This is a genomic window from Erythrobacter sp. Dej080120_24 (assembly GCF_036322605.1).
In the GTDB taxonomy this organism is placed as follows: domain Bacteria; phylum Pseudomonadota; class Alphaproteobacteria; order Sphingomonadales; family Sphingomonadaceae; genus Erythrobacter; species Erythrobacter aurantius.
The window spans coordinates 2433685-2459215 of record NZ_AP027262.1 but is presented as its reverse complement, the minus strand read 5'-3'; the positions used below and the strand labels follow the sequence as shown (position 1 = coordinate 2459215).

At 62.0% G+C, this 25531-nt stretch carries 30 protein-coding genes and 1 tRNA gene; 21 read left to right on the top strand and 10 right to left on the bottom strand.

Features of this window, described 5'->3' with window-relative positions; all coding sequences use genetic code 11:
- Positions 1 to 29 precede the first annotated feature (29 nt).
- From AABA34_RS11775 to aroA, 5 genes are read right to left on the bottom strand one after another with little or no spacing between them, the layout of a single operon-like run.
- A complete protein-coding gene (locus tag AABA34_RS11775) occupies positions 30 to 656 on the bottom strand; it encodes a (d)CMP kinase (protein ID WP_338302791.1) in 627 nt (208 codons plus the stop codon).
- On the bottom strand, positions 653 to 859 hold the full coding sequence (locus AABA34_RS11770; protein ID WP_338302790.1) for a hypothetical protein: 207 nt from the start codon (positions 857 to 859) through the stop codon (positions 653 to 655). The genes AABA34_RS11775 and AABA34_RS11770 overlap by 4 nt, the downstream gene beginning before the upstream one ends.
- A 44-nt stretch (positions 860 to 903) precedes the next feature.
- Entirely contained in the window at positions 904 to 1176 is a 273-nt protein-coding gene (locus tag AABA34_RS11765) for a CBU_0592 family membrane protein (RefSeq protein ID WP_338302789.1), read from the bottom strand.
- A 3-nt stretch (positions 1177 to 1179) separates the two neighbouring features.
- Positions 1180 to 1623, bottom strand: a complete 444-nt coding sequence (locus AABA34_RS11760) for a DUF411 domain-containing protein (protein ID WP_338302788.1) — start codon at positions 1621 to 1623, stop codon at positions 1180 to 1182.
- Between the two features lie 37 nt (positions 1624 to 1660).
- Positions 1661 to 2980, bottom strand: a complete 1320-nt coding sequence (aroA, locus tag AABA34_RS11755; RefSeq protein WP_338302787.1) for a 3-phosphoshikimate 1-carboxyvinyltransferase — start codon at positions 2978 to 2980, stop codon at positions 1661 to 1663.
- Between the two features lie 158 nt (positions 2981 to 3138).
- Between aroA and AABA34_RS11750 the strand changes: the two genes are divergently transcribed.
- The 13 genes from AABA34_RS11750 to AABA34_RS11690 all read left to right on the top strand — a co-directional run bounded on the left by AABA34_RS11750 (position 3139) and on the right by AABA34_RS11690 (position 13303).
- Complete coding sequence (locus AABA34_RS11750) at positions 3139 to 3474, top strand: FYDLN acid domain-containing protein (RefSeq protein WP_034954329.1); 336 nt, start codon at positions 3139 to 3141, stop codon at positions 3472 to 3474.
- A gap of 102 nt (positions 3475 to 3576) precedes the next feature.
- Positions 3577 to 3652 (top strand) — tRNA-Ala (locus tag AABA34_RS11745).
- Positions 3653 to 3773: 121 nt separating this feature from the next.
- Positions 3774 to 5258: a signal recognition particle protein gene (gene ffh / locus AABA34_RS11740; RefSeq protein ID WP_338302786.1), complete on the top strand. Its 1485-nt coding sequence runs from the start codon at positions 3774 to 3776 to the stop codon at positions 5256 to 5258.
- A 44-nt stretch (positions 5259 to 5302) separates the two neighbouring features.
- On the top strand, positions 5303 to 5797 hold the full coding sequence (gene rpsP, locus AABA34_RS11735; protein WP_338302785.1) for a 30S ribosomal protein S16: 495 nt from the start codon (positions 5303 to 5305) through the stop codon (positions 5795 to 5797).
- Between the two features lie 91 nt (positions 5798 to 5888).
- The gene (rimM, locus tag AABA34_RS11730) at positions 5889 to 6407 is read left to right on the top strand and encodes a ribosome maturation factor RimM (protein ID WP_338302784.1); all 519 of its coding nucleotides are present in this window, start codon (positions 5889 to 5891) and stop codon (positions 6405 to 6407) included.
- 4 nt (positions 6408 to 6411) lie between these two features.
- Positions 6412 to 6975, top strand: coding sequence for a glycine-rich domain-containing protein (locus AABA34_RS11725; RefSeq protein WP_338302783.1), 564 nt, complete (start codon positions 6412 to 6414; stop codon positions 6973 to 6975).
- Positions 6975 to 7799: a TIGR04222 domain-containing membrane protein gene (locus tag AABA34_RS11720; protein WP_338302782.1), complete on the top strand. Its 825-nt coding sequence runs from the start codon at positions 6975 to 6977 to the stop codon at positions 7797 to 7799. Before AABA34_RS11725 ends, AABA34_RS11720 begins: the two co-directional genes overlap by 1 nt.
- A 22-nt stretch (positions 7800 to 7821) precedes the next feature.
- Positions 7822 to 8145, top strand: a complete 324-nt coding sequence (locus AABA34_RS11715) for a hypothetical protein (RefSeq protein ID WP_034954323.1) — start codon at positions 7822 to 7824, stop codon at positions 8143 to 8145.
- The gene (locus tag AABA34_RS11710; RefSeq protein WP_338302781.1) at positions 8142 to 9095 is read left to right on the top strand and encodes a carbon-nitrogen hydrolase family protein; all 954 of its coding nucleotides are present in this window, start codon (positions 8142 to 8144) and stop codon (positions 9093 to 9095) included. The genes AABA34_RS11715 and AABA34_RS11710 overlap by 4 nt, the downstream gene beginning before the upstream one ends.
- A gap of 313 nt (positions 9096 to 9408) precedes the next feature.
- Positions 9409 to 9855: a hypothetical protein gene (locus tag AABA34_RS11705; protein WP_338302780.1), complete on the top strand. Its 447-nt coding sequence runs from the start codon at positions 9409 to 9411 to the stop codon at positions 9853 to 9855.
- Complete coding sequence (trmD, locus tag AABA34_RS11700) at positions 9852 to 10592, top strand: tRNA (guanosine(37)-N1)-methyltransferase TrmD (RefSeq protein ID WP_338302779.1); 741 nt, start codon at positions 9852 to 9854, stop codon at positions 10590 to 10592. The genes AABA34_RS11705 and trmD overlap by 4 nt, the downstream gene beginning before the upstream one ends.
- Positions 10589 to 10957, top strand: coding sequence for a 50S ribosomal protein L19 (gene rplS / locus AABA34_RS11695; protein WP_034954316.1), 369 nt, complete (start codon positions 10589 to 10591; stop codon positions 10955 to 10957). Before trmD ends, rplS begins: the two co-directional genes overlap by 4 nt.
- Positions 10958 to 11083: 126 nt before the next feature.
- Positions 11084 to 13303, top strand: a complete 2220-nt coding sequence (locus AABA34_RS11690) for a S9 family peptidase (protein ID WP_338302778.1) — start codon at positions 11084 to 11086, stop codon at positions 13301 to 13303.
- A gap of 1 nt (position 13304) precedes the next feature.
- Here AABA34_RS11690 and AABA34_RS11685 read toward each other — a convergent pair whose 3' ends face one another.
- Entirely contained in the window at positions 13305 to 14183 is an 879-nt protein-coding gene (locus tag AABA34_RS11685) for an alpha/beta fold hydrolase (protein WP_338302777.1), read from the bottom strand.
- A 78-nt stretch (positions 14184 to 14261) separates the two neighbouring features.
- Here AABA34_RS11685 and AABA34_RS11680 point away from each other — a divergent pair, with 78 nt between their 5' ends.
- Both AABA34_RS11680 and AABA34_RS11675 read left to right on the top strand, forming a co-directional pair.
- Complete coding sequence (locus tag AABA34_RS11680) at positions 14262 to 15287, top strand: aspartate-semialdehyde dehydrogenase (protein WP_034954310.1); 1026 nt, start codon at positions 14262 to 14264, stop codon at positions 15285 to 15287.
- Positions 15288 to 15292: 5 nt separating this feature from the next.
- A complete protein-coding gene (locus AABA34_RS11675; RefSeq protein ID WP_338302776.1) occupies positions 15293 to 15820 on the top strand; it encodes an aspartate-semialdehyde dehydrogenase in 528 nt (175 codons plus the stop codon).
- 46 nt (positions 15821 to 15866) lie between these two features.
- Here the strand turns inward: AABA34_RS11675 and AABA34_RS11670 are convergent, their stop codons facing one another.
- The 3 genes from AABA34_RS11670 to AABA34_RS11660 are packed head-to-tail and all read right to left on the bottom strand — an operon-like array spanning position 15867 to position 18958.
- A complete protein-coding gene (locus tag AABA34_RS11670) occupies positions 15867 to 17453 on the bottom strand; it encodes a DHA2 family efflux MFS transporter permease subunit (protein WP_338302775.1) in 1587 nt (528 codons plus the stop codon).
- Between the two features lies 1 nt (position 17454).
- Entirely contained in the window at positions 17455 to 18522 is a 1068-nt protein-coding gene (locus tag AABA34_RS11665; RefSeq protein WP_338302774.1) for an HlyD family secretion protein, read from the bottom strand.
- Positions 18515 to 18958, bottom strand: coding sequence for a MarR family winged helix-turn-helix transcriptional regulator (locus tag AABA34_RS11660; RefSeq protein WP_252258010.1), 444 nt, complete (start codon positions 18956 to 18958; stop codon positions 18515 to 18517). Before AABA34_RS11660 ends, AABA34_RS11665 begins: the two co-directional genes overlap by 8 nt.
- Before the next feature lie 80 nt (positions 18959 to 19038).
- Between AABA34_RS11660 and AABA34_RS11655 the strand changes: the two genes are divergently transcribed.
- The 6 genes from AABA34_RS11655 (at position 19039) to rimK (ending at position 24759) form a co-directional block, all read left to right on the top strand.
- Positions 19039 to 19689, top strand: coding sequence for a 2-hydroxychromene-2-carboxylate isomerase (locus AABA34_RS11655; protein WP_338302773.1), 651 nt, complete (start codon positions 19039 to 19041; stop codon positions 19687 to 19689).
- Positions 19689 to 20441 carry an alpha/beta fold hydrolase gene (locus AABA34_RS11650; RefSeq protein WP_338302772.1) on the top strand — a complete coding sequence of 251 codons (753 nt, stop codon included), beginning with the start codon at positions 19689 to 19691 and terminating at the stop codon, positions 20439 to 20441. The genes AABA34_RS11655 and AABA34_RS11650 overlap by 1 nt, the downstream gene beginning before the upstream one ends.
- Before the next feature lie 65 nt (positions 20442 to 20506).
- Entirely contained in the window at positions 20507 to 22375 is a 1869-nt protein-coding gene (locus AABA34_RS11645; RefSeq protein WP_338302771.1) for a M2 family metallopeptidase, read from the top strand.
- A complete protein-coding gene (locus AABA34_RS11640) occupies positions 22375 to 23379 on the top strand; it encodes a YncE family protein (RefSeq protein WP_338302770.1) in 1005 nt (334 codons plus the stop codon). Before AABA34_RS11645 ends, AABA34_RS11640 begins: the two co-directional genes overlap by 1 nt.
- Entirely contained in the window at positions 23376 to 23840 is a 465-nt protein-coding gene (locus AABA34_RS11635) for an ATP-dependent zinc protease family protein (RefSeq protein WP_330221230.1), read from the top strand. Before AABA34_RS11640 ends, AABA34_RS11635 begins: the two co-directional genes overlap by 4 nt.
- A gap of 13 nt (positions 23841 to 23853) precedes the next feature.
- Positions 23854 to 24759 (top strand): 30S ribosomal protein S6--L-glutamate ligase, encoded by a 906-nt coding sequence (rimK, locus tag AABA34_RS11630; RefSeq protein ID WP_338302769.1) that lies wholly within the window; start codon positions 23854 to 23856, stop codon positions 24757 to 24759.
- 6 nt (positions 24760 to 24765) lie between these two features.
- On the opposite strand, the gene AABA34_RS11625 is transcribed toward rimK, so the two are convergent.
- Positions 24766 to 25530, bottom strand: coding sequence for an SDR family NAD(P)-dependent oxidoreductase (locus AABA34_RS11625; protein WP_338302767.1), 765 nt, complete (start codon positions 25528 to 25530; stop codon positions 24766 to 24768).
- Position 25531: the final 1 nt, after the last annotated feature.

The following is a 25531-nucleotide window of genomic DNA, read 5'->3' as shown; positions in this document are numbered from 1 at the left end:
CCATCATCACGGGCGAGTAGGAAAGCGGGCTATTCCTTCTCCAGCGCCGCAGTGACCGCTTCGAGCACCAGTTCGAAAGCGCCGTTCTGGTCAAATTCGGTCGTGTCGATGATCAGCGCGTCGGGCGCTGCCTTGAGCGGGGCATCGGCCCGGTTGATGTCGCGCGCGTCGCGATTGACGATATCGCGCTCGATCTCGATCAGCGGGATCTCGATTTCGCGACCCGTCATCTCCAGCCAGCGCCGCCGCGCGCGTTCCTGCACGCTGGCGGTGATGAACAGCTTCACATCGGCATCGGGCGCGATCACGGTGCCGATATCGCGCCCGTCGAGCACCGCCCCGCCGGGCTGCTCGGCGAAGGCGCGTTGCCGATCGAACAGGGCCTTGCGCACATCGGGGTGGATCGAGACGCGGCTCGCCAATCCGCCGGTTTCCTCGCTGCGCAGAACCTCGTCCTGCATCAGTTCGTCAGGAAAGGCGCAAGCCGCCAGCGCATCTGCCGGATTGTCGGGATCACCCCCGTTGATAGCCACCTGCCGCCCCACGGCGCGATAGAGCAGGCCGGTATCGAGATGCGGCACCCCGAAATGCGCGGCAAGCCTCTTGGCAATGGTTCCCTTGCCCGAAGCTGTCGGGCCATCAACGGCGATAATCATTCGAAAATGTCCTTCATCTGGCCGCGCGTCATTGCCCTGCGTTCCTGCCCGCGCCAGCGAAAATGCAGGAAAGCCAAAGCACCCAGCGCTGCAATGACGTTGACCAAAAGCTCAAACCACAAATGCCCGCCTTGATATCGGACAAACGGAATGATTGTCGCCGCGCCCAACAGGATGAGGGCGGCGAGAATGCGCCTTAGCATGGGGCTGTTGCCCAGTCGGAGGGCTGACTTCAGTCGCTGGCCGATCATCCCCCGTTTGTGTCGCGCATGGTGCGCCCACGCAAGGCCTTCACCAGTCCGAACACCGCGATTGCCGCCCAGAACCCTTCGAGCACGAGGCTGGGCCAGTTGGTGTGGACCAGCAGGCTGATCGTCAGCAGGCCGGCGCCCGTCAGATTGGTGCCGTGGACGATGTAGGGGTTGGGTTCATCGACATAGGTGAGATAGGCATAGGCGCCGATGATGCAGGCCGTGCCGAAAAAACCGATGATGCTGTAGATGTCGAGCGGGGTTTCCATGCCCTAGCTGTAGCTGGCGAAGACAAAGCGGCTGCCGTCCTCGCGAAAGGCGATGACCTGATAGGGCTGCTTACGGTTGCCCATTTCCATTCCGGGCGAACCGATCGGCATTCCGGGTACGGCGAGGCCAACCACGCCCCTCGGCTTTTCCTTGAGCAGGCGTTCGATCTGTTCGGCGGGCACGTGGCCTTCGATCACATAGCCATCGACGATCATCGTGTGGCAGCTCCAAAGGTCCTGCGGGACGCCGTGCTGCTGCTTCACGCGCGTCATGTCCTGTGTGACGGTGACTTCGACGGGCACTTCGTTTTCGGTACGCACATGATCGGCCCACAATCCGCAGCAACCGCAATTCGGATCGCGGAACATCTCATAGGTCGCAGCCTGAGCCGCGCTGGTGCAGGCGGCAAGGAAAAGCAGGGCAGGGGCGAAAAGGCGTCGTTTCATGTCTGGTTTCCCGCGTTTGAATCGGTGCCGAGTTTATTCAGGAAGTCGCGTTTTCTAGCAAGTCGATGAAGCTTGGAAAGCTGGTCGCGATCGGGGCGATATCGTCCAAGCGTACACCGTCGCGGCTGACAAGGCCTGACACCGCCATGCTCATCGCAATTCGGTGATCGAGCCGGGTCGCGACGCTCGCGCTGTCCGGAGTGCCGTGCAAAGGCTCGCCGCCCGTGCCATGGATGGTAAGGCCGTCTTCCTGCTCTTCGACCCTTGCACCCGCCAGCGTCAGCGCTTCGGCCATCACGCTGATGCGGTCCGATTCCTTGACCCGCAATTCCTCCAGCCCGGTGGTGCGCGTCGTCCCTTCAGCGAGCGCGGCGGCAACGAACAGCACGGGGAATTCATCGACCATGCTCGGCACGATAGCGGGGTCGACATCTACGCCTTTCAGCCGCGCGTGGCGCACCCGCAGGTCTGCCACCGGCTCCCCGCCGACTTCGCGGGGGGAAAGTTCTTCGATATCCGCGCCCATCTGCCTCAGCACCGTGACAATCCCCGCACGCGTTGGGTTGAGCCCGACGTTCTCGATCACGAGATCGCTGCCCGGCACGATGCTGGCGGCGACGATGAAGAAGGCGGCGGAGGAAGGATCCCCCGGTACCACCACATCCATCGGTTTCAGGTCGGCCTCTCCATGGATGGCGATGACGCGCTCCCCGTTATCTTCCGTCACCTCCAGCTTTGCGCCGAATCCGGTCAGCATCCTTTCGGTGTGGTCGCGGGTGGGGGCAGGTTCTATCACGCGGGTGATGCCCGGCGTGTTCAGTCCCGCCAGCAGCACCGCGCTTTTTACCTGCGCGCTGGCGACGGGCAGGCGATAGGTGATCGGCACAGCGGGCGATGCGCCGCGAAGCATGCAGGGGAGGGTGCCTCCGGGCGAGGCTTCGAAGGTCGCGCCCATCTGGCTCAGCGGGTCGATCACGCGGTTCATCGGGCGGCCTGAAAGGCTGGCGTCGCCGATGAAGGTGGCGCTGATCGCGTGGCTTGCCAGCAGGCCCATCATCAAGCGGGTGGACGTGCCTGAATTGCCCATGTCGAGCGCCTGTTTGGGTTCGAGCAGGCTGCCGACGCCTGCACCATCGACAATCCAGGTGCCATCTTCCGAGCGCTCGATTCGCGCGCCCAGCTGGCGCATTGCGGCAGCCGTGGCCAGCACGTCCTCGCCTTCGAGCAATCCGGTGATCCGGCTTTGCCCCACGGCAAGCCCTGCGAACATCAGGGCGCGGTGGCTGATCGACTTGTCCCCCGGCACGCGCAGGCGGCCGGTGAGCGGGGCGGAAGGTTGGAATGTGTGGCTCGGCATGGCGCGAGGGTCTTTGACAGCGCCTCAGCCTTCTGGCAAGGCGCGCCGAATCCGGAACGGTGCTCTTGATTCCGAGCCTTGAATCACGCCGAGCCCGGTCCCACACAGTTTTGAATTCAGATGCCCCCGAAACACCGGGCACAGTTAAGGATATTCGAATGGCGAAGCCTGAATGGGGTACCAAGCGTACCTGTCCGAAATGCGGAGAACGCTTCTACGATCTGGGCAAGGATGATCCGGTTTCCTGCATCGAATGCGGTGAGGAATGGGATCCGGAGCCGGTGCTCAAGTCGAAGCAGCCTATCCCGCTGGATGAAGCCGACAAGAAGAAGGAAGACGCCGACAGCGATCTGGGCGGCGACGATGATGATCTGGACGATATCGGCGATATCGACGACGATGATGATTCGCCCGATAACGATGTTGACCTTGGCGGCGACGACGATCTCGGCGTGCCTGCGGGCAAGGACGACGACGGCGACGACGATAACTGATTTTGGTCTTGCGTTTCGCTGGGGGCGGGCCTAAGGGGGCGCTCCCTTGCGAACGCAGGGGCGCGATACTACCTTCGGGTAGGTCGCAAAAATCGATGGAACGGGGCCTTAGCTCAGCTGGGAGAGCGCAACACTGGCAGTGTTGAGGTCAGCGGTTCGATCCCGCTAGGCTCCACCATCGAACCTGACAAAGCCGGTTGTTCCCAAGGGAGCTCCGCAACGCTGGCCGACGAGGTTTCGTCCGCCGGCGTTTTTCGCGTTTATCGGGCTTTGACAGGCCTGAGAGGGAGTTGAAGACGATGTTTGACAGTCTGTCCGACCGCCTTGGCGGCGTCTTTGACAAGCTCAAGGGCCGCGGCGCTCTGAAAGAACAGGACGTTCGCGATGCCATGCGCGAAGTCCGGGTCGCGCTGCTCGAAGCCGATGTGGCGCTGCCGGTTGCCCGCCGCTTCATCGATTCGGTCACCGAAAAGGCGATCGGTCAGGAAGTCCTGAAATCGGTGAAGCCCGGCCAGCAGGTGATCAAGATCGTCCATGACGAACTGATCTCCATCCTGTCGGGCGACGATGGCGAGGCTGTCAGCGAAGGGCTCAACCTCGAAGCCAAGCCGCCTGTCGTCATCATGATGGTCGGTCTTCAGGGCTCGGGTAAAACGACGACCACGGCAAAGCTGGGCAAGCTGATCCGCGAGCGCCACGGCAAGAAGGCGATGATGGCATCGCTCGACGTGAACCGTCCGGCGGCGCAAGAACAGCTCAAGGTGCTGGGCGAACAGGTCGATGTCGCGACCCTGCCGATCGTGGCGGGCCAGCAGCCGGTCGACATCGCCCGGCGCGCGATGGAATCGGCGCGTTTGCAGAATTTCGACGTGCTGTTGCTCGACACCGCAGGCCGTCTCCACGTCGATGCAGCGCTGATGGCCGAAATGCAGGCTGTCGCGAGCGTTTCCGCCCCCACCGAAGTGCTGCTGGTGGTGGACAGCCTGACCGGCCAGGACGCGGTGAACGTCGCGCAAAGCTTTACCAGCGAAGTTCCGCTGACGGGCGTTGTCCTCACCCGCATGGACGGCGATGCGCGCGGCGGCGCGGCGCTTTCGATGCGTGCGGTGACGGGCAAGCCGATCAAGTTTGCCGGTACCGGTGAAAAACTCGACGCGATCGAACCCTTCCGCCCCGCCTCGGTTGCGGACCGTATCCTTGGCATGGGCGATGTCGTCAGCCTCGTCGAAAAGGCGGCAGCGACGATCAAGGAAGAAGAGGCCGCCAAGCTCGCCGAGAATTTCGAGAAGGGCAAGTTCGACCTCAACGACTTGCGGATGCAGCTGCGCCAGATGCAGAACATGGGCGGCCTCGGAATGCTGGCGGGCATGATGCCGGGCATGAAGAAGGCCAAGCAGGCGATGGCGGCGTCCAACATGGACGACAAGGTGCTCGTCCACATGGACGCGATCATCGGCTCTATGACGCCCAAGGAGCGCGCTCGCCCGGAATTGATGAACGCCAAGCGCAAGAAGCGCGTGGCGGCAGGCAGCGGCACCGATGTGCAGACGGTAAACAAGCTGCTCAAGATGCATCAGGAAATGGGCCGCGCGATGAAGCAGCTCAGGAAGATGGGCGGGCTGAAAGGCCTCGCCGCGATGTTCGGTGCCGGTGGCGGCGCGGGCGGCCCGATGGGCGGAATGCCCGGTGCCGGCGGGCTTCCCGGCCTCGGCGGAATGGGCGGTGGCCCCGGCGGACTTCCTCCCGGACTTCCGGGCCTTGGCGGGCCCAAGGGCAAGAAATAGATTTTACAGTAATTCAGACATTTAAACTCGAAAGGTATTAAACAATGGCAGTTGCAATCCGGCTTTCGCGCGGCGGTGCGAAGAAGCGTCCGTATTACCGCATCGTGGTTTCGGACACCCGTTCCCCGCGTGACGGCAAGTATCTCGAGCAGATCGGCACCTACAACCCGCTGCTCGCCAAGGATAATCCCGAGCGCGTGAAGCTCGACGAAGACCGCGCCCGTCACTGGATCGGCGTTGGCGCCAAGCCGACCGACCGCGTTCACCGCTTCCTCGATGCCGCCGGCATCCTCGAGCGCGCACCGCGCAACAACCCGAAGAAGGGCGAGCCGGGCGAAAACGCCAAGGAACGCGCTGAGGAAAAGGCTGCAAAGCTGGCTGAAGCAGAAGAAGCCGCCAAGGCTGCCGAAGAAGAAGCCAAGGCCGCTGCCGAAGCTCCGGCTGAAGAAGCTCCCGCCGAAGAAGCTCCCGCTGAGGAAGCTGCAGCTGAGGAAACTCCTGCCGCTGACGAAGCTGGCGAAGAAAAAGCCGAAGGCTGATCGAACAAACCGGTTTCCGTTCACCCGGCGTTTGCGACCGGGTGAACGGACTGGCCGGGCTCGCCTTTGAACAGACTCAGGACGAGCAACTGTGACAAAAGCTTCGGACATTACCCTCGCCGCAATCACGGGTGCGCATGGCATCCACGGTGAAGTGCGGCTGAAATTGCTGGGGGAGGGTATCGAAGCCCTCCGCCAGCATTCTTCGCTTACCGCCGATGTTCCGGGCGGCGCGCTGACGCTCAAGAAGATCCGTTCCGACAATAAAGGCGGGGCGATCGCCCGGTTCGCCGAGGTGCAAGGGCGCAGCGAAGCGGAGAAGCTGCGCGGCACGGTGCTTTCGGTCACGCGCGAAGCTCTGCCGGAACTGGCAGAGGGCGAATATTACCACGCCGACCTGATCGGCCTTTCCGCGGTGACTGATTCCGGCAAAGCGCTCGGCACGGTGTGCGCCGTGCACAATTTCGGCGCGACCGACATCATCGAAGTCACGCTCGATCCGCCCCCTGAAAAGGGCCAGAAGACGATCATGGTGCCGATGACGAAGCAGGCCGTGATCGAATGGGATGAAACCCGGCTTGTGATTTCCGAGGATTTCGCCGACCAATAGCGCCATGAGCGCGCCTGCTTTTACCACTGCCCTGTGGCAGCGCCTTGCCGCCCACGAAATCGGCCCGGCAGAGGCATCACTGTCATTCGCCGCGCGGCTAGCCCGCGAAAACCGCTGGGGCGAGGCGCACACTCAGCGGGTGATCCTCGAATACAAGCGTTTCTGCTATCTGGCCCGGACCGCAGGGCACGAAGTCACGCCCAGCGATGCAGTGGATCAGGTGTGGCACCTGCACCTGACGTACAGCCGCGATTACTGGGAGGTGTTCTGCCCCGAAGTGCTGGGAGCCGATCTGCATCACGGCCCCACCGCCGGGGGACAGGTGGAACGCGATCGGTATTACGATCAATACTCCGCCACGCTCAATTCTTACGAAGTCGCCTTTGACGAGCCGCCACCGCCAGACATCTGGCCCGATGCAGCGCGCCGGTTTGGCGTCGATCCAAAGGGACTTCGCGTTAACCCTCAGGATGTTATGATCCTCGACAGGCGGGTCGCGATCATTGGTTCCGCCGGTTGGGTTGCGCTCGGCATTGTCATTGCCGTGCTGGTTGGAGTGATGATCTGATGGAGATTTTTGCGTCCTGGACGGGGCCGGATTTTCTGGTCTTCTACGCCGTGATGCTCGTCACCTGCGTGTTCCTCGGCCTGTGGATTCCGGCGAACCTGCGCGATTCGGGGCGCAAGGGCAGCGTCCAGGATCTGGAAGAAGTTGCGGTGCTTTCCGGCGGGCAGGAACGCCACACCGATGCGATCCTTGCCGATCTGTTCACGCGTGGGGGTCTGGTCGATGCGGGCAAGGGCAAGCTGCGCGTCGGGCGAACGGGTTTCGACGCGGGTGATGCCGAGCGCGCGGTTCTGGCCAAGGTCGGCGATTTCAAACTCTCCGAGGCAAGAAAATCGCTCGACACCCATGCCAAGCGGGTCGAGGCGCGGTTGATCCGGCGCGGGCTGATGCTGGATGCCGGTGAGCGGCGCAAGCTGGGGTTCCTGTCGATCCTGCCGTATCTCGCGCTGCTGGTGATCGGGCTGTACCGCCAACAGGCGGGCGCGGAGGCGGGGGAGCCGACGGGCTTTCTGGTTGCGCTGATGACGGTCACGGCGGTGTTCGCTGCAATGCGCTTCTTCAAGACTAATCCGCGCACAGTGACCGGGAACGAACTGCTGCGCGAGATCGAGGATCAGGGCAGCCGCATGAAACGCGCCCCGCAAGCCAATGAAGCGGGATATGCCGTGGCGATTTTCGGCACCGGCGTGCTGGTTGGCACCCCGTGGGAGCCGGTCCACGCCGCGCGGCAGGCAGGCAGCGGCGATGCCGGATACAGCGGCGATGGCGGAGACGGCGACGGCGGCGGTGGCTGCGGGGGCGGCTGTGGCGGTTGCGGGGGCTGATCGGCGGGTTTAAGGGGCAATCATGGTCGCATTCCTCAGTTTTCCCTTCCTCATCATCATCCTCGGTCTTCTGACGATGGGGGCGGTGCTGTTCGTCAAGCTCGTCATGCCCGGCGTGTCCCAGTCCAGGCGGATATTCGCCGCCAGCCTATTGGGGCCGGGCGGGCTGGTCATTCCCGGATTGCTCATCAGCCTTGTCGAAGCGGGTGGGGGCGAGATCATCCCGCTTGTAGCGGCGATGCTGGGGGGGCTGTTGTTCATGGGTGCCCTGTGCTGGCCGGCGGCGCTGTTCGCGACGCGGCGGCTCGACAAGCTTACGCAGTTTGATCTGGAAACCTTCGAGTGACCAAGCTGGCTGTCGCGATCTGTCAGGCGGCGCCCGTGCCCCTCGATTTCGCGGGCGGGATCGACAAGGCCGTGCGGCTCGCGCGGGAGGCGATTGCGGGCGGGGCGCGGTTTGTTGCCTTTGGCGAGACGTTTCTGGGCGGCTATCCGCTGTGGCTGGATGAAGCGCCCGGAGCGGCCCTGTGGGATCATCCGGGGACGAAGGCCCTTCACGCTATCATGCTCGAACAGGCGATTGTTGCCAATGACGAACGGCTGCTCCCCTTGCAGGAGCTGTGCGACGAGAGCGGCGCGTGCATCTCCATCGGCGCGCATGAACGCGTGCGGCAGAGCCTTTACAACAACCAGCTGCTGTTTCGCCCCGGCGAGGCGCCGCTCGACCACCGCAAGCTGGTGCCGACCCACGGAGAGCGCCTGATCTGGATGCGCGGCGATGGCTCGACGCTTAACGTGCACGAGGCCGAGTGGGGCAGGGCGGGCAATCTCATTTGCTGGGAGCACTGGATGCCGCTTGCGAGGGCGGCGATGCATAATCTGGGCGAGAGTGTGCATGTGGCCGCATGGCCGACCGTGCGCGAGACCTATGTGATTGCTTCACGGCATTACGCGATGGAGGGCCGCTGTTTCGTGCTCGCGGCGGGGCTGGTGCAGAAGCGCGATGACTTGTTCGAGGGGCTCGAGCGGGTGGGCGGAAATGCCGATGCGATGGCGCTGTTCAATGCTATCGAAGGCGAGCAACTGAACCGAGGCGGCTCAATGATCATCGCGCCTGACGCGCGGGTGCTGGCGCAGGCTGGTGAGGGCGAGGAAATCCTCCACGCCGAACTGAACCTAAGCGAGATCGGGCAGGGACTGGCGAGCCTCGACACCGACGGCCACTATTCGCGGCCCGATGTGTTTGAGTTGAGTGTGGATACGCGGGCAAAGGATGGGGTGAATTGGAAACTCTGATCCTAGTTCTCGTGGTGGCCGTCCCCGGCTGCGTGGCATTTGCAGTGGCATATCTTGCCGGATTCTGGCTTAGCTCAAACCTGATATTCTTGCCGGCTCCGATCCGAGTTACTTGCGCAGGAATTGTACCTACCATCGTAGTAGTCGGCTGTTTTTGGGTTTGGCACAAAATCGACTATGCATCGCATCAAGCCGAGCATGGTGATGTCGGTTACATGGGCCCTTTGACTTTGCTAATCTACGGTTGGCCGATTTTCCTTCTCCTCGCAATTGGTAGCTTTCTCTTCGCGGCGCATACCTTTTACAAAGCCCGATGACCTTCGCCGCCACCATCACTTTGGCTATGCGCTCTACCATGGGCGCCGTTGAGCAGGATGTGCCGGTGAATGAGTTCGGCGTTTGGGACGGTGATCCGACGCCGTGGTGGGAGACCGCGCTACAGTTTCTCGTTACCGGAATTATGGCGTTGCCGGTTGCACTAATGATCGCATGGCTTCTATTCAGGCTCCGCTTTCAGAACATCATAGTCACCGCGTCGTTGGCAGCGGCAGGCGCTCTTGCGGTTTTCCTCATGGTAAGGGCCTACAATATGGCGAATATCGCCAAACAGGACGCGCTGATCCCTGATGACCCCCAATTCAGGCTGATGCTTGTGACGATGTTCGTTGTCTCCCTTATTGGCTCGATGGTGTTCATGGCTTGGCTCAAGCGGAAGCAGGAATTGGCCTTGAGTGAGATCGATCCAGAGATTTTCGAATGACCTTCGCCGCCACCATCCTCACCCTGTATCCGGAGATGTTTCCCGGACCGCTTGGCATTTCGCTTGCGGGCAAGGCGCTGGAGCGGGGGGACTGGTCTTGCGAGACAGTCAACCCGCGCGACTTTGCCACCGACAAGCACCGGACCGTTGACGACACGCCGGCAGGCGGCGGGGCGGGGATGGTGCTCAAATGCGATGTGATGGCGACGGCGCTTGACAGCGTGCCCGCTGGCCGACCGATACTGGCCATGACCCCGCGCGGGAAACCGATCACGCAGGAACGCATCCGCGAGATCGCATCCGGCCCCGGCGTCACCATCATCTGCGGCCGGTTCGAAGGGTTTGACGAGCGCCTGTTCGAAGCGCGCCCTGACATTGAAGAGGTCAGCCTTGCCGACATCGTCCTCAGCGGCGGAGAACCGGCAGCTTTGGCCATACTTGATGCTTGCATTCGGCTGCTTCCCGGCGTAATGGGCGCGGCTTCTAGCGGGACCGAGGAATCCTTCGAAGACGGATTGCTCGAATATCCGCAGTATACCCGACCTCAGGAATGGGAAGGGCGCACGATCCCCGAAGTGCTGCGATCGGGGGATCATGCGAAAATCGCTGCTTGGCGAAAGTCGAAAAGCGAAGAGATTACACGGTTACGCAGGCCGGACCTTTGGGAACGTCATGAGGGCGTTCGGGACCAGTCTGCCTCTGGCGCGCGGCGAAAAGACAAGGAAACGGACCAGTGAACCTGATCCAGCAGATCGAAGCCGAGGAAATCGCCAAGGCTTCCAAGGACATCCCCGATTTCCGCGCAGGCGACACCGTCCGCGTGGGTGTGAAGGTTATCGAAGGTACGCGTGAGCGTATCCAGAACTTTGAAGGCGTTGTGATCGCGCGGTCGAACCGCAGCATCAACAGCAACTTCACCGTTCGCAAAATGAGCTTTGGCGAAGGCGTGGAGCGCGTGTTCCCGCTGTATTCGCCGATCGTCGACAGCATCACCGTGGTGCGTCGCGGTGTCGTGCGTCGTGCGAAGCTCTACTATCTGCGCGGCCGCACCGGCAAGCGCGCTCGTATTGCCGAGCGTCGGGACAACGCCCCCAAGGCGTAAACACCCGCAACAGCAAATCAGGAAAGGGCGGCTCGTTTGGGCCGCCCTTTTTCGTTGCGCTCTTGCCAAGCGAGCCCGCGATTGCGAGGAGCCTGTCAATCAGGACACGAAAGGGTCTTTCTTGAAATGCGCTTTTTGCTCGCTGCCGCTGCCGTTCTTCTGCCCACCGCTGCCATCGCTCAGGATGCCATGACCGAAGCCACTCCCGAACTCACCTTCGAGCGCGTCTTTGCCTCGCCTTCGCTTAATGGCCCCGCGCCGCGTCAGGCGAAATTTTCGCCCGATGGCCGCTATCTGACGCTTCTGAAGAATCGTGAGGACGATGCTCGGCGTTACGATCTGTGGGGGTTCGACCTTGCGACCTCGCAATGGCGGATGCTGGTCGATTCAGAGGCGCTGGGCACGGGCCGCGAACTTTCCGAAGATGAAAAGATGCAGCGCGAGCGTGCGCGTGTCGGCGGGCTGACGGGCATCATCACCTATCAATGGGCAAGCGACGGTTCGGGCGTGCTGGTGCCGCTCGACGGTGATCTCTACTTCGCGAAGCTCGACGGCAGCGTGCAGCGCCTGACCGACACCGAGGAAAGCGAACTGAACCCCTCGCTCTCGCCGCGCGCGGGCTATGTCTCTTTCGTGCGCGATCGCCAGCTGTGGGTTGGCAAGGTGGGCGAGGACGCGGCGCCGATCACACCCAAGGAAGGCGACACGATCCGCTGGGGCGAGGCGGAATTCGTCGCTCAGGAGGAAATGAGCCGCCTCACCGGATATTGGTGGAACGGCAACGACACGCGCATCGCGGTGCAGCGCACCGATGAAAGTCCCGTCGGCATCGTCACCCGCGCAGCTATCGGCGCGACCGGCACGACCACTTTCGATCAACGCTATCCCGTGGCGGGCAGCGACAATGCGATTGTCGAGCTGTTCATCATGGACCCCGATGGCGGCAACCGGGTGAAGGTCGATCTGGGCGAGGACACCGACATTTACGTCGCCCGCGTCGATTGGGGGCCGGACGATTTCCTGTATGTCCAGCGCCAGAACCGCGAACAGACCGTGCTCGACATGCTCAAGGTCGATCCCTCGACAGGGAAGAGCGAAATCTGGTTCACCGAAAAGGCGGCGCGGCCCGACTACTGGATCAACCTGTCGGACAATTACCGCTTCCTGAAAGACGGCAGCTTGCTGTGGTGGTCGGAACGCGACGGGTTCGGCCATTTCTACCGGTTTGACGGAAGCGAATGGACCCGGCTTACGTCCGGCACCGATCCGGTCACTTCGCTGGTCGGCATCAACGAGGAGAACAAGGAATTGTTCTTCCAGCGCACCGACGATGTTCTGACGCAGCAGATCTATCGGACCAGTCTCGACGGATCGGGTGAGCCGGAATTGCTGACCGATCGAAACTACACCAACAGCGCGTCGATGGACCCGACGGGCAAGTTCCTGCTTGTCAGCCGTTCTGCTCCTGATCAGCCGCCGCAGAGCTATCTTGCCGGACGTCTGGGTCAGCGGCTCGCATGGGTGGAGGAAAACGCGCTGAGCGAGGATCACCCTTACACGCCGTATCTTCTCAGCCATGTCATGCCCGAATATGGCACGATCCCGGCAGAGGACGGCACGCCGCTCCACTACATGATCATGAAGCCCGACATGGAGCCGGGTAAGCAATATCCGGTGTTCTTCTACCACTACGGCGGCCCCGGCCCGCAGCTTGTGGACAAGGGCTGGGACGGCGCTTTGGCGCAGGCGATTGTCGACAGGGGCTATATCTATTTCGTGCTCGACAATCGCGGCACCGCCAATCGCGGGGTCGATTTCGAACAGCCGATCTACCGCGCGATGGGCGGGGTGGAAGTGCGCGACCAGAAGGCAGGCGCGGAGTATCTGAAGACGCTCGGGTACGTCGATCCGAACAAGATCGCGATCTATGGCTGGTCCTATGGCGGATACATGACGCTGAAGCAGCTTGAGGCCGATCCGGGGCTATACGCTGCCGGTATCTCGGGCGCTCCGGTGACGAAGTGGGAACTGTACGACACCCACTATACCGAACGTTACATGGGCGACCCGCGCGAAGTGCCCGAAGCCTATGAAGCCGCGAGCGCGATCCCCGATGCGACGAAGATCAGCGATCCCTTGCTGCTGATCCACGGGATGGCAGATGACAATGTGGTGTTCGAAAACGCGACCGAGATCATCAGCGTCATGCAGGAAAACAACATTCCTTTCGAAATGATGCTGTACCCAGGCTATACCCACCGGGTCGCCGGGCCGCAGATCAGCCCGCACATGTGGAATTCGATCTTCCGTTTCCTGGAGGCGAACGGGGTAACGCCGCCGGAGTGATCTAGGCGAGCCATTCCAGCGCCACGCGCGCGACTTCCTCGGGTGCTTCGACCTGGGGGTAATGGCCGACATCAGGGATGAGGTGGTGCCGCGCATGGGGCACCACTTCGCGCCATTTGTCATAGGCGTGCTTGCCCGACACCGGATCGAGCGCGCCGTTGATGAGGCCGATCATCCCCATGTTCTGCGCTGCGACCAGAGCGCTTTCCCAGCGCGCCTTGTGCTCGACCCGGTCTGCAATGTAGTGCAGCAGCTTGTGCGTGATGCGGTTGCCGCCATTGTGGCTGATGAATTCCCAGAATTCGTCCAGCTCCTGCTCGGTCGGCTGAGTGTCCGGGCCGAACACTTCCGAGAAGCTCTTGCCGAAACTCTGGCGGCTCATCAGCAGCCCCAGAAGGAACCCGAAGGGCGAAATGCCAAGCTTTTGCATGGGGCGCGGGCGGTGCTGATCCGGGAAGATGCCACCGTTGAGAAACACCATGCGCCCGATCGACCAGTTCCGGGTCGACTCGATATCGCGGGCAAGCAGTTCCTGCCCGACGGAGACGCCGTAATCATGCACCAGCGCGTCGAAACCGGTAATGCCGAGATGCGCGAGCAGCGCTTCTTGCAGGTCGGTCTGACGGTGGATCGAATATCCCGACCCATTGAACCCTTTTGGGGGTTTGTCGGACAGGCCAAAGCCCAGCATGTCGCAGGCAATCACGCGATGCTTTGCCGTCAATCTCTCCCAGACCGGCACCCAGTCCCACGAACAGGTCGGGAAGCCGTGAACCAGCAGCAGCGGGCGCGCGTTCAGCGGTCCTTCGGTCCAAAAGGCAATCCTGTGCCCCTGAAACTCAAAATAGTTCGCCCTTGCGTGCCAGTTCCGCGTATCCATCTTGTCACCTTATCGCTTGCCAAGCCAAGCTAGACACGGCAGCGAGCGCTGCGCAAACGAATTAGCGGAGAATGCAAATTGGGTTACCGGGTGGCAGTCGTCGGTGCGACGGGCAATGTCGGACGTGAAATGATGCAGATCCTCGCCGAGCGCGAGTTTCCCTGTGACGAGGTTGCAGCGGTAGCCTCGGGGCGTTCGCAGGGTACGGAGGTCGAATTCGGCGACACCGGCAAGATGCTCAAATGCAAGAATATCGAGCATTTCGACTGGAACGGATGGGACATTGCCCTGTTCGCCTGCGGTAGCGAAGCGACCAAGATTTACGCGCCCAAGGCGGCTGCGGCAGGTTGCGTGGTGATCGACAACTCCTCGCTTTACCGCATGGAGCCCGACGTGCCGCTGATCGTGCCGGAAGTGAACCCGGATGCGATCGACGACTATAAAAAGCGCAACATCATCGCCAACCCCAACTGCTCGACCGCGCAGCTGGTCGTGGCGCTGAAGCCGCTGCACGATGCCGCGACGATCAAGCGCGTGGTCGTCTCGACCTATCAATCGGTGTCCGGCGCGGGCAAGGCGGGCATGGACGAGCTGTTCGAACAGAGCCGCGCGATCTTCGTCGGCGATCCGGTCGAACCGGCCAAGTTCACCAAGCAGATCGCCTTCAACGTCATTCCGCACATCGACGTCTTCCTCGACGATGGTTCGACCAAGGAAGAATGGAAGATGGTGGTCGAGACCAAGAAGATCCTCGATCCGAAGATCAAGCTGAACGCCACCTGCGTGCGGGTGCCGGTGTTCGTGGGCCATTCGGAATCGGTCAATATCGAGTTTGAGAACGAACTCAGCGCGGAGCAGGCACAGGAGATCCTGCGCGAGGCGCCGGGCATCATGCTGATCGACAAGCGCGAAGACGAAGGATACGTCACCCCCGTCGAATGCGCCGGTGACAGCGCGACCTTCATCAGCCGTGTGCGCGATGATCCGACCGTAGAGAACGGGATTTCGCTGTGGTGCGTTTCCGACAATCTGCGCAAGGGCGCGGCACTGAACGCGGTTCAGATTGCAGAACTGCTCGGTCGGCGGCATTTGAAAAAGGGCTGATAGGCATGCGCGGAGTATGGCTTGGCTTTGCGGTTCTCACGCTCGCCGCCTGCGATTCCGCGCAAACCCCCGCACCGCCCGAACCCGTTCCCGTCGAGATCGATGCCGATCTCGTCACAGTCCGCGTCGACGGACTGACGGCGGGAGCGGAGGCATTCTATTTCGCCGCCGGACAAACCGAGGTTGAAGCCGCGCTCGCGCGCACGCTCGGCAAACCCGGCGACACTGGTTCCATGCCCGAATGCGGGGCGGGCCCGATGGAATTCGCCAGCTACTCCGGCGGCCTGACCGTCAATTTCCAGAACGGCAGCCTTGTCGGATGGAATTGGACCGGTGGAACCGCCGCCATCGTCTTCAGCGAGGCAATCGGCATTGGAACCGCCCGTTCCGAGGTCGAGACGATCCCCGGCTTCGCATTGATCGAAGACAGCACGCTGGGCGAAGAGTTTGCGCTCGGCGAGGGGCCTTTCGGGTTCTTCGAGGACGGCAAGGTGTCGATGCTCTTCGCCGGAACCCAGTGTTTCTTCCGATGACCGCGCAGCCTCTCCCTTTCGCGGCCCGGAGATAACTGACAGCGCTTCATACGCCAGCCTGACGCGTGTCGATCTTGCGCATCAGGAAGGCAAATGGGGCAATGAACAGCGCCATCCACATGATCAGGTAGAAGTCGTTGACATAGGCGACCATCGCGGCCTGCCGATTGACCTCGGCATCCAGCACCGCCAGCGCGGCTTCCCCATAGCTCTGGAAACGGTCGGTGGTCGAAAAATCGATCAGCGTGCCGGTTGCCGAAGTCAGGTGGCTGCCAAGCTCTTCGTGGCCAGTCTGGATGTTTCGCGCCAGCAAGACCGCCATCAGCGAAATCCCCGTCGAAGCGCCAAGCGAGCGCGTCAGGTTCATGATGCTCGACCCATCTGTCCTGAGGCGCGGGTGGAGCGTTGCAAAAGCGGTGACCTGCAAAGGCACGATCACCAGCCCCATGCCTGTTCCCAGAAACACTCCGGTGGCGATCAGTTGAAACTGGTCAATCTCCAGAGACCAGTGCGCCATCAGATACAGCGCTGCGGCGCACAGCAGGAATCCTGCGGAAACCAGAGGACGCGGATCGAACCCTCGGCGCAGGAGCACGCTGGAAATCTGCATGCTGAACAACACTCCGAAACCACGCGGTGCCAGCACCATGCCGATATCGATCACGTCATATCCGAACAAGCTCTGTAGCATCGGCGGGAGCAGCGCCATGGGGGCAAAGACGATCACCCCCATAACCGCCATGAACGTCGCCGAGAGTGCAAAATTGCGATCAGTCAGCAATTCGCGTTCGAACAGTGGGTTGGACGCAGTCGAAAAATGGACGATCGCCATCCATGTCGCCGAACCGGTGAGGAGGGCATAAACCCAGATCTCTGCCGAATCGAACCAGTCCTGCTGGTTGCCTCGGTCGAGCAGCAACTGAAAGGAGGCGAGTGCAATTCCCAGCATGACAAAGCCCAGCATGTCGAACTTGCGTTTGCGGACAGCACGATGGGGAAGGCAGGCGATCAGGATCGCAAGCGTGACAAGTCCTGCGGGCAGGTTGACATAGAACACCCAGCGCCAGTTCGCGCTTTCGGTCAGCCAGCCGCCGATCAAGGGGCCAAGGATCGGACCAAGCACCACGCCCACACCCCATAGCGCCATGATCTGCGGGTGGCGGCTCGGTTTGGTGGTATCGAGCATAAAGGACTGGCTGAGCGGCATGATAAACGCCCCTGCGACCCCCTGACAGGCGCGGAACAGGACCATTTCTTCAAGGTTCTGCGAGAGGCCGCACAGCATTGAAAACAGGATGAAGCACAAGACAGAGCCGATAAAGAGCTGCCGCGCGCCCACCCTGTCCGCCAGCCAACCGGTGATCGGCAGCGCGACCGCAGAGGCGATGATATAGCTGGTGAGAACCCAGGTGACGCCATCGACCGTCGTGCCGAGCGAGCTTTGCATATGCGGGATGGCTACATTGGCGATGGTGGTGTCGAGGATCTGTAGCAGCGATGCCAGCATGATCCCGAAGATCAACAGCCCGTAGTTCGAGCTGTGCAGAACCGCTTCGTCATGTGGGTTAGCCGATCCGGCTCCCGTATCTGCGCCGCCGCCGGCGGCAGGGGCAGTGGCGGCGCCGCTCGCCACGTCAGCGCTTCGCGGGTTCTGCGGTGAAGACGGTGACTTCGGTGGACAGCCCCGCGATCAGCGCACGCGGGCTTTCTTCGTCAATTGCGATCCGCACGGGGACACGCTGCGTCACCTTGACCCAATTGCCCGTCGCGTTCTGCGCGGGAAGCACCGAGAACTCCGAACCCGTGCCCGCTCCGATGGAGGCAACATGTCCTTTCAGGACCAACTCCGGGTAAGCGTCGAAACGGATCTCCGCACTCTGGCCAACTGCCATGTCGGCAAGATCGGTTTCCTTGAAGTTGGCTTCGACATAGGCGGTGCGGCCCTGCACCAGCGTCAGCACGGGCAGGTTCGGCACAACCTGCTGACCCAGCTGAAGCCGATCTGCCTGTGCAATCCGGCCCGGCGCAGGCGCGCGCACTTCGGTGCGAGCCAGTGAAAGCTCCGCATTGGCGCGCTGCGCCTCGGCCACGGCGACCTGCGGGTTCTTTCCAGGAACGGCAGGCCCGGTGGCAAGCCGGGCGCGTGCTTCTTGCTGGCGGGCTTCGGCCTGCCGCAGGCTTTCGCGCGCCTGTTGCAGCGCGTGTTCGGCAGCGTCGTAATTCTCCTTTGTCGAGAAACCCCTTTCCCAAATGGCCTTCACCCGGTCGAACCGCGCTTGAGCAAAGGCGATATCTTCCTTCGCGGCGGCAATATCGACTCCGGCGAGATCGGGCGAATTGCTAAGCGCGATTACATTGGCCTGTGCGCTCGCGATTGCCGCGTCGGCCTCTGCGATCTGGAGGCGGAACGGCTCCGGGTCGATCCGGAACAGCAGATCACCTGCAGCGGCCATGTCGCCTTCTGCCACCAGCACTTCGACGATCTTTCCGCCGACCTCGGCGCTGATCGAGACCATGTCTTGCTGGACATAGGCGTTGTCGGTCGAGACCTTGCCCTGAAGGCTCTGCCAATAGGCAAGGCTCCCGCCGACAAGCGCTAGTGGCACGATCAGCATGAGCGCGATGCGCGACCATTTGCGCTTCGGCTTTTCAGAGGTGGTCTGCACCGTGCCGGATGTGATCGCAGGATCTGCTTCAGCCATGGAGAATCTCCGGTTCGCGTGCGTTGTCCAGGTTTGTTTCGATCCGTTCCAGCAATCCCGAAAGGGTTTCCCGCTCCATCGGTGTCAGGCCTTTCAATGTGGCTTCGGAAATTCCGTCGATGATCGCCTGAAGCTGTGTGACGATGCCCCGGCTTTTCGCGGTGAGGTGCAGGATGCGTGCCCGTCGATCCGAAGGATCCGCCCGGCGTTCGATCCAGCCGGATTCCTCCATTCGATCGGCTATCCGAGTCAGCGTGATCGGTTCGATTTCCAGCCGCTCCGCATAAAAGACCTGATTCTTTCCCGGATTACGCTGGAGCGAGAGCAAAAGGCGCGCCTGCGCCGCTGTCAGCCCAAGCCCCCGGACGCGCTCATTGAAGAGCAGACGCAACTGGTGCGAATTGTCAGCCATGCGATAGAGCAGTCTGGTCGGCATGAGCGTTGTTATAATAAGTAGGCTTATTATCATCAAGCAGAGACTGGCGGGGCGGCGATTTGGCGGCTAGCGTAGGCCGCATGACAATTCGCGCCGACCTGTTCTTCAGCTTTCGCTCGCCCTATTCCTACCTCGCGGTGGGCCGCTATCGCGCCATGACGCAAGAATATGATCTCGACATCACGCTCCGCACGGTGCTGCCGATCGCGATCCGCGATCCCGGGATATTGTTCACCGGTAATCCCAACGTCGGGCGGTATATCTTCATCGACGCGGCGCGCAGCGCGCAGATGCTGGGCATTCCCTATCGCTGGCCGCGCCCCGATCCGGTGGTGCAGAACCTTGCCACGCGCGAGATCGCGGAAGAGCAGCCGCATATCCATCGGCTGTGCCGCATGGGTCAGGCTGCGACGCGCCAGGGCAAAGGATTGGCCTTCGCCGACGAGGTATCGAAAGTGATCTGGTCGGGCACGATCGATGACTGGCACGAAGGCGATCATCTTGCGCAGGCAACGGCGCGTGCAGGCCTCGATTTCGCCGAGCTTGAGGCGGAGGCTGCGAGCGATGCCGAGGCGCTCGACGCGGAAATCGCCGAAAACCAGAATGCACTCGAAGCCGCAGGCCATTGGGGCGTGCCGACGCTGGTGCTGGATGGCGAGCCGTTCTTCGGACAGGACCGTATAGAAATGGCGAAATGGCGGATGGAGCAGAAAGGGCTTCAGAAGCGGTGATGCCTCAAACATTTGAAAGTTTCGACGGCACCCAGCTTGCCGTGCACCGTGTGGGTGAGGGGCGTCCGGTGGTCCTCCTCCACGGGCTGTTTTCCAGCGCCTTCATGAACTGGATCAAGTGGGGTCATCACAACCAGCTTGCCGATGCCGGGTTCGAAGCGATCATGCTCGATTTTCGCGTTCACGGCGACAGCGATGCGCCGCATGATCCTGCCGCCTATCCCAACGGAGTGCTGGTCCGCGATGCGGCGGCGCTGGTGGAGCATCTGGGGCTGGATGCGGGCGAGTTCGATCTGGTCGGCTTCTCTCTGGGTGCTCGCACGGCGATCCACGCGGTCGGACACGGCATTTTGGAGCCGCGCCGGCTCGCGATCTGCGGGATGGGCGTGGCAGGCCTTGCCGAATGGGAACGCCGCGCCGCGCATTTCAAGCGGGTGATCGACGAATTCGACACGATCAAGCCGGGTGATCCCGCCTATGTCGCGCGCACCTTCCTCAAATCGCAAGGGGTGGACCGGGTGGCAGCGCGGCTGCTGCTGGATGCGATGGACGATTTCGACCTCGCCCGCCTCGCCAACATCACCATGCCCACTGGCGTGATCTGCGGGGCTGATGATCAGGACAACGGCTCTGCCGAAGAACTCGCAGCGATATTGCCCGATGCGACCTATTTCGAGGTGCCCGGCAACCATCTCAACAGCGTAACCAAGCCCGATCTGGGCGAAGCGATTGTGCGCTTTCTGAGCGCTTGATTACCGGCGCGCACGCGTCCAAACTCACCACCATTGCAAGACACAAGACAAGAGGATCGCCTCCCATGAAATTCACGCATCTTTCACTCAAGGCTTCGGCTGCCGCGCTGGCCATGGCGCTGGCCGCGACGTCCGCGCCCGTGCTCGCCGAAGCGCATGCCGAAACGGCCGAGGAAAGCGCCACGCAATTCCCGCTGACCCCGGAAGGCGCGAAGCAATTCGTCGAAATGGTCGAAAAGGAATACCGCGCCTTTGCCGAACCGGCGGCGCGGATCGAATGGATCAACGCAACCTACATCAATCACGATTCCAACACGCTCGCGGCGCAATATGGCGCGGAATTGAGCGTGATGAGCGTCAATTTCGCCAATGAAGCCGCCAAGTACGCGCAGGTGGACGGGCTCGATCCCGAAGTCGAGCGCAAGCTGGGAATGTTGCGCTATGCCATCTCGCTCCCCGCGCCGAGCCGCGACGGGGCAGCCGAGGAACTGGCTGGCATCACCACTTCGATGGGCGCGCAATATGGCGCGGGCAAGGGCACGCTGAACGGGCAGCCGATCAACGGTTCCGATATCGAGGCGGAGATGGGCAACCTTGAGAGGACGCCCGAAGAACTCGCCGAAATGTGGGCCAGCTGGCACGACAATGTCGGCGGTCCGATGCTGGGTGAATATCAACAGTACGTCTCGCTCGCCAACGAAGGCGCAAAGGAGCTGGGCTTTGATGATCTCGGCGCGATGTGGCGTTCGGGATACGACATGAGCCCCGATGAATTCGCGGCCGAGACGGAGCGGATGTGGCAGGAAGTGAAGCCGCTATACGTTGCGCTCCACACCTATGTCCGTCGCAAGCTGAACGAACATTACGGCGATGAAGTGCAGCCCGCCACCGGCCCGATCCGTGCTGACCTGCTCGGCAATATGTGGGCGCAGGAATGGGGCAACATATACCCGCTGGTCGCGCCCGAAGGGGCAGGGGACATCGGCTATGACCTGACTGACCTGATCGTCGAGAAAGACCTCGACGCTGTCGAAATGACCCGTGTGGGCGAACAGTTCTTCTCCTCGCTGGGCTTCGAGCCGCTGCCGGAGACGTTCTGGGAGCGCAGCCAGTTCGTGAAACCTGCCGACCGCGAAGTGGTGTGCCATGCGTCCGCGTGGAACCTCGACAATGTCGATGATCTGCGGATCAAGATGTGCATCAAGCAGAACGCGGACGACTTCATCACGATCCACCACGAGCTTGGCCACAACTATTACCAGCGCGCCTACAACCAGCAGGATTTCCTCTATCTGACCGGCGCTAACGATGGTTTCCACGAGGCTATCGGCGACATGATCGCGCTGTCGATCACGCCGGAATATCTGGTGCAGATCGACATGCTCAAGCCCGAGCAGGTGCCGAGCGCCGACAAGGACATCGGCCTGCTGCTGCGTCAGGCGATGGACAAGGTTGCGTTCCTGCCGTTCGGCCTGCTGATCGACCGGTACCGCTGGAGCCTGTTCGACGGCAGCGTCGCGCCGGAAGATTACAACAAGGCATGGACCGATATCCGCCGCGAGTATCAGGGCATTGTTCCCCCGGTGGAGCGCCCCGCCGATGGCTTCGATCCGGGCGCGAAGTATCACGTGCCGGGCAATGTCAGCTACACCCGCTATTTCCTCGCGCGGCTGTTGCAGTTCCAGTTCTACAAGGCGGCTTGCGATCAGGCCGGTTGGGAAGGGCCGCTGCACCGCTGCTCGTTCTACGGCAACGAGGAAGTGGGCAAGAACCTGAACGCCATGCTCGAACTCGGCGCCAGCGTGCCGTGGCCCGACGCGCTCGAAGCCTTCACGGGCGAACGCCAGATGAACGGCACGGCGATGGTTGAATATTTCGCCCCGCTGATGGCGTGGCTTGAAGAGCAGAACAAGGGCCAGACCGCCGGATGGTAATGGGTCGTACTGCTGCCGCCTTGATCGCTCTCTCGCTCGGCGCTTGTGCGCCGGGTGAGGGTGCGACAAGCACAGGATCGGTGTCCGCCGAGCGCCCGACGCTTTTCGTCGCCAACAAGTTCGGCAACACGCTGTCCAAGATCGATCTGGAGACGGGCCAAGAGGTGCTGCGGCTCGACAGTTGCACCAACCCGCACGAACTGGCGACCTCGCCCGATGGGCAGCATGTCGCTCTCGCATGTTATGGCGGGACGACGGTTGATGTGTTCCTCACCTCGACGCTTGAGCGTGTGACCAGCATCGACCTGGGCGAAAATGCGCGGCCGCATGGGATCGTGTGGCATCAGAACGGCGATCTGTATTCCACCGCAGAGGGCCGCCAATCGGTCTTCTGGATACGCGATCCGCTCGGCTCGGCAGACAGGTTTGAATACTCGACCGGCAAGCAAGGCAGCCACATGCTAGTCGTTTCTCCTGACGGCAATACGGCGTGGACCACTGATCTCGGATCTAAAACGGTGACGCGCGTGGCGCTGAAAGCCCGGATTGCGCCGATTTCCGTCACGGTTGGGGAAGAGCCGGAAGGCATCGCGCTATCCCCTGATGGAAAGGCGCTTTGGGTCTCGGCGCGTGGCTCGGATGAGGCTTACGAGCTTGATCCGGAGACGATGGAAGTGCGCTCCACGGTCGCAACCGGGCAGTTCCCATTGCGACTTGCCATCAGGCCGCAGGGTGATGTGGCGGTGACGTCCGATCTTCAGGACGGGGGCCTTTCGGTCATCGACCTCGAAACCGCAGAGGTCATCCGCTCCATCGCCGTATCCTCACCCGAGGAAGCCGAAGAGCGCTTTCAGGTCACGATCCTGTGGTCCGACGATGGTGAGCGCATCTATGTCGCCGAAACCGCCAGCGATACGGTGGCAGAGGTCGACTACGCCAGCGGCACGGTTCTGCGCCGCCTAAAGGTTGGCGATGGCGGCGACGGGATGGCCATTCTGCCTTGATCGTCAAACCCGAACCCCTGCCGGTGGTGGGCTGGCGCGAGCTGGTCGATCTGCCGGGCATCGCGCTTTCCGGCATCCCGGCCAAGATCGACACCGGCGCGCGCACATCATCGCTCCACGCCCGAGTGCTCGACCAGTTCGAGCGCGATGGGAAACCGTTTGTCCGGTTCGCGGTCGACTGGGACGATATCGCCCATGAAGGCGAGGCGGTGCAGGTCGACCGGCGTGGCATCACCAGCTCCAATGGCGAAACCCAGACCCGATTTGTCATCAAGACGCCGCTACGGATCGGTAGCGTCACCTTCAGAGCGGAATTGAGCCTCGCCGACCGTTCCGACATGAAATTTCCGATGTTGATTGGAAGGACTGCCTTGCGTCGCAGATTTGTCGTAGATAGCGGCCATTCGTGGCTTCAATCTCCGCATTGGGCCGAATCGGATTTCCCGTCAGCCCTTCCTTAGGACCGCCTCGCACATGAAAATCGCCATGCTGGCCCGTAATGCAAACCTGTATTCGCACCAGCGTCTCAAAGAGGCTGCCGAGGCGCGGGGGCATCAACTCGACATCCTCAACACCACACGCTGTGCGGTGAACATCGCGAGCCATCGCCCGACGCTGACCTACAATGGTGAAACGCTGCCAAAATATGATGCCGTCATCCCGCGCATCGGTGCGTCGATCACGCAATACGGCCTCGCGGTGCTGCGCCAGTTCGAGATGAGCGGTTGCTGGCCGCTCAACGAAAGCGTCGCCATCGGCCGGAGCCGCGACAAGCTGCGTTCGCTCCAGATCCTTGCCAAGCACGGGCTCGGCCTGCCGCTCACCGCCTATGCCAATGATCCCAAGCAGGCGGAGGAGATCATCCGCGCCGTCAATGGCCCGCCGGTGGTGATCAAGTTGCTTGAGGGCACGCAGGGCATCGGTGTGGTTCTGGCCGAGACGATGAGCAGCGCGAAATCGGTGATCGAGGCGTTTCGCGGCGCCAACGTCAACATTCTTGTGCAGGAATTCATCAAGGAAGCGGGCGGTACCGACATTCGCGCCCTCGTCGTCGGCGGCAAGGTCGTCGCCGCGATGAAGCGAACCGGAGCTGCCGACGATTTCCGTTCCAACCTTCATCGAGGGGGCAGCGCGGAGGTGATCAAGATCACACCCGAAGAACGCTCCACCGCCGTGCGCGCAGCCAAGCGCATGGGGTTGAACGTGTGCGGCGTGGACATGCTGCGATCCAATCACGGGCCGGTGATCATGGAGGTCAATTCCTCCCCCGGCCTTGAAGGGATCGAAAGCGCGACCGGAAAGGATGTCGCCGGACAGATCATCGCCTTTATCGAGGCGAATGCGAAGGACGGAAAAACCAAGACCAAAGGGCGCGGCTAAGGCGCCTCAGGCGTTGCGCACCATCAGCCCGCCATCAACGGGGATCACCACACCGGTGATGTAGCTTGCCGCAGGCAGCACCAGCGACAGCGTCATGTGCGCGACTTCTTCCGGTTCGCCATAACGGCGCAATGCCGTGCGGCGCTTGGCATAGATCGTCTTGTGCTCGTCAGGGATGGGCGCGGTCATGCCGGTGTTGATCGGGCCGGGGCAGATGCAGTTGACCGTGATGCCTTCCGGCCCGAGATCGACCGCAAGGCCGCGCGTGAGGCCCGTCACCCCGGTCTTGGCCGCGACATAGGGCGTCAGGCCCGGCGTCGCACCGAGGCCTTCGGTGCTGGCGATATTGACGATCCGCGCAGCGTCGCTCTTGCGAAGATGGGGCAGGGCGGCGCGCACCATGCGCTGGTGCGCGGTCAGCATCACCGCGATGGCGCTGTGCCAGATCGCTTCGTATTCATCCCCGGCGTCCAGCGCACCGTGGCGCGAGATACCGGCGTTGTTGACGAGGATATCGATGCCGCCGAAATCCTCGGCAATCTGAGCCACGACCCGCGCAATCGCGTCCTTGTCCGACACGTCGAGCGCATAGGCGCGGGCATTGCCGCCACATTCCGCTGCGACCTCCTCGCAAGCGGCGAGGTCGAGATCGGTCACCGCCACTTTCGCGCCTTCGCTCGCAAACAGTTTCGCGGTTGCGCGGCCCATGCCGCTGGCGGCCCCGGTGACGATGGCTATGCGGCCTGCGATGGAGCGGGAACGATTGGTCATG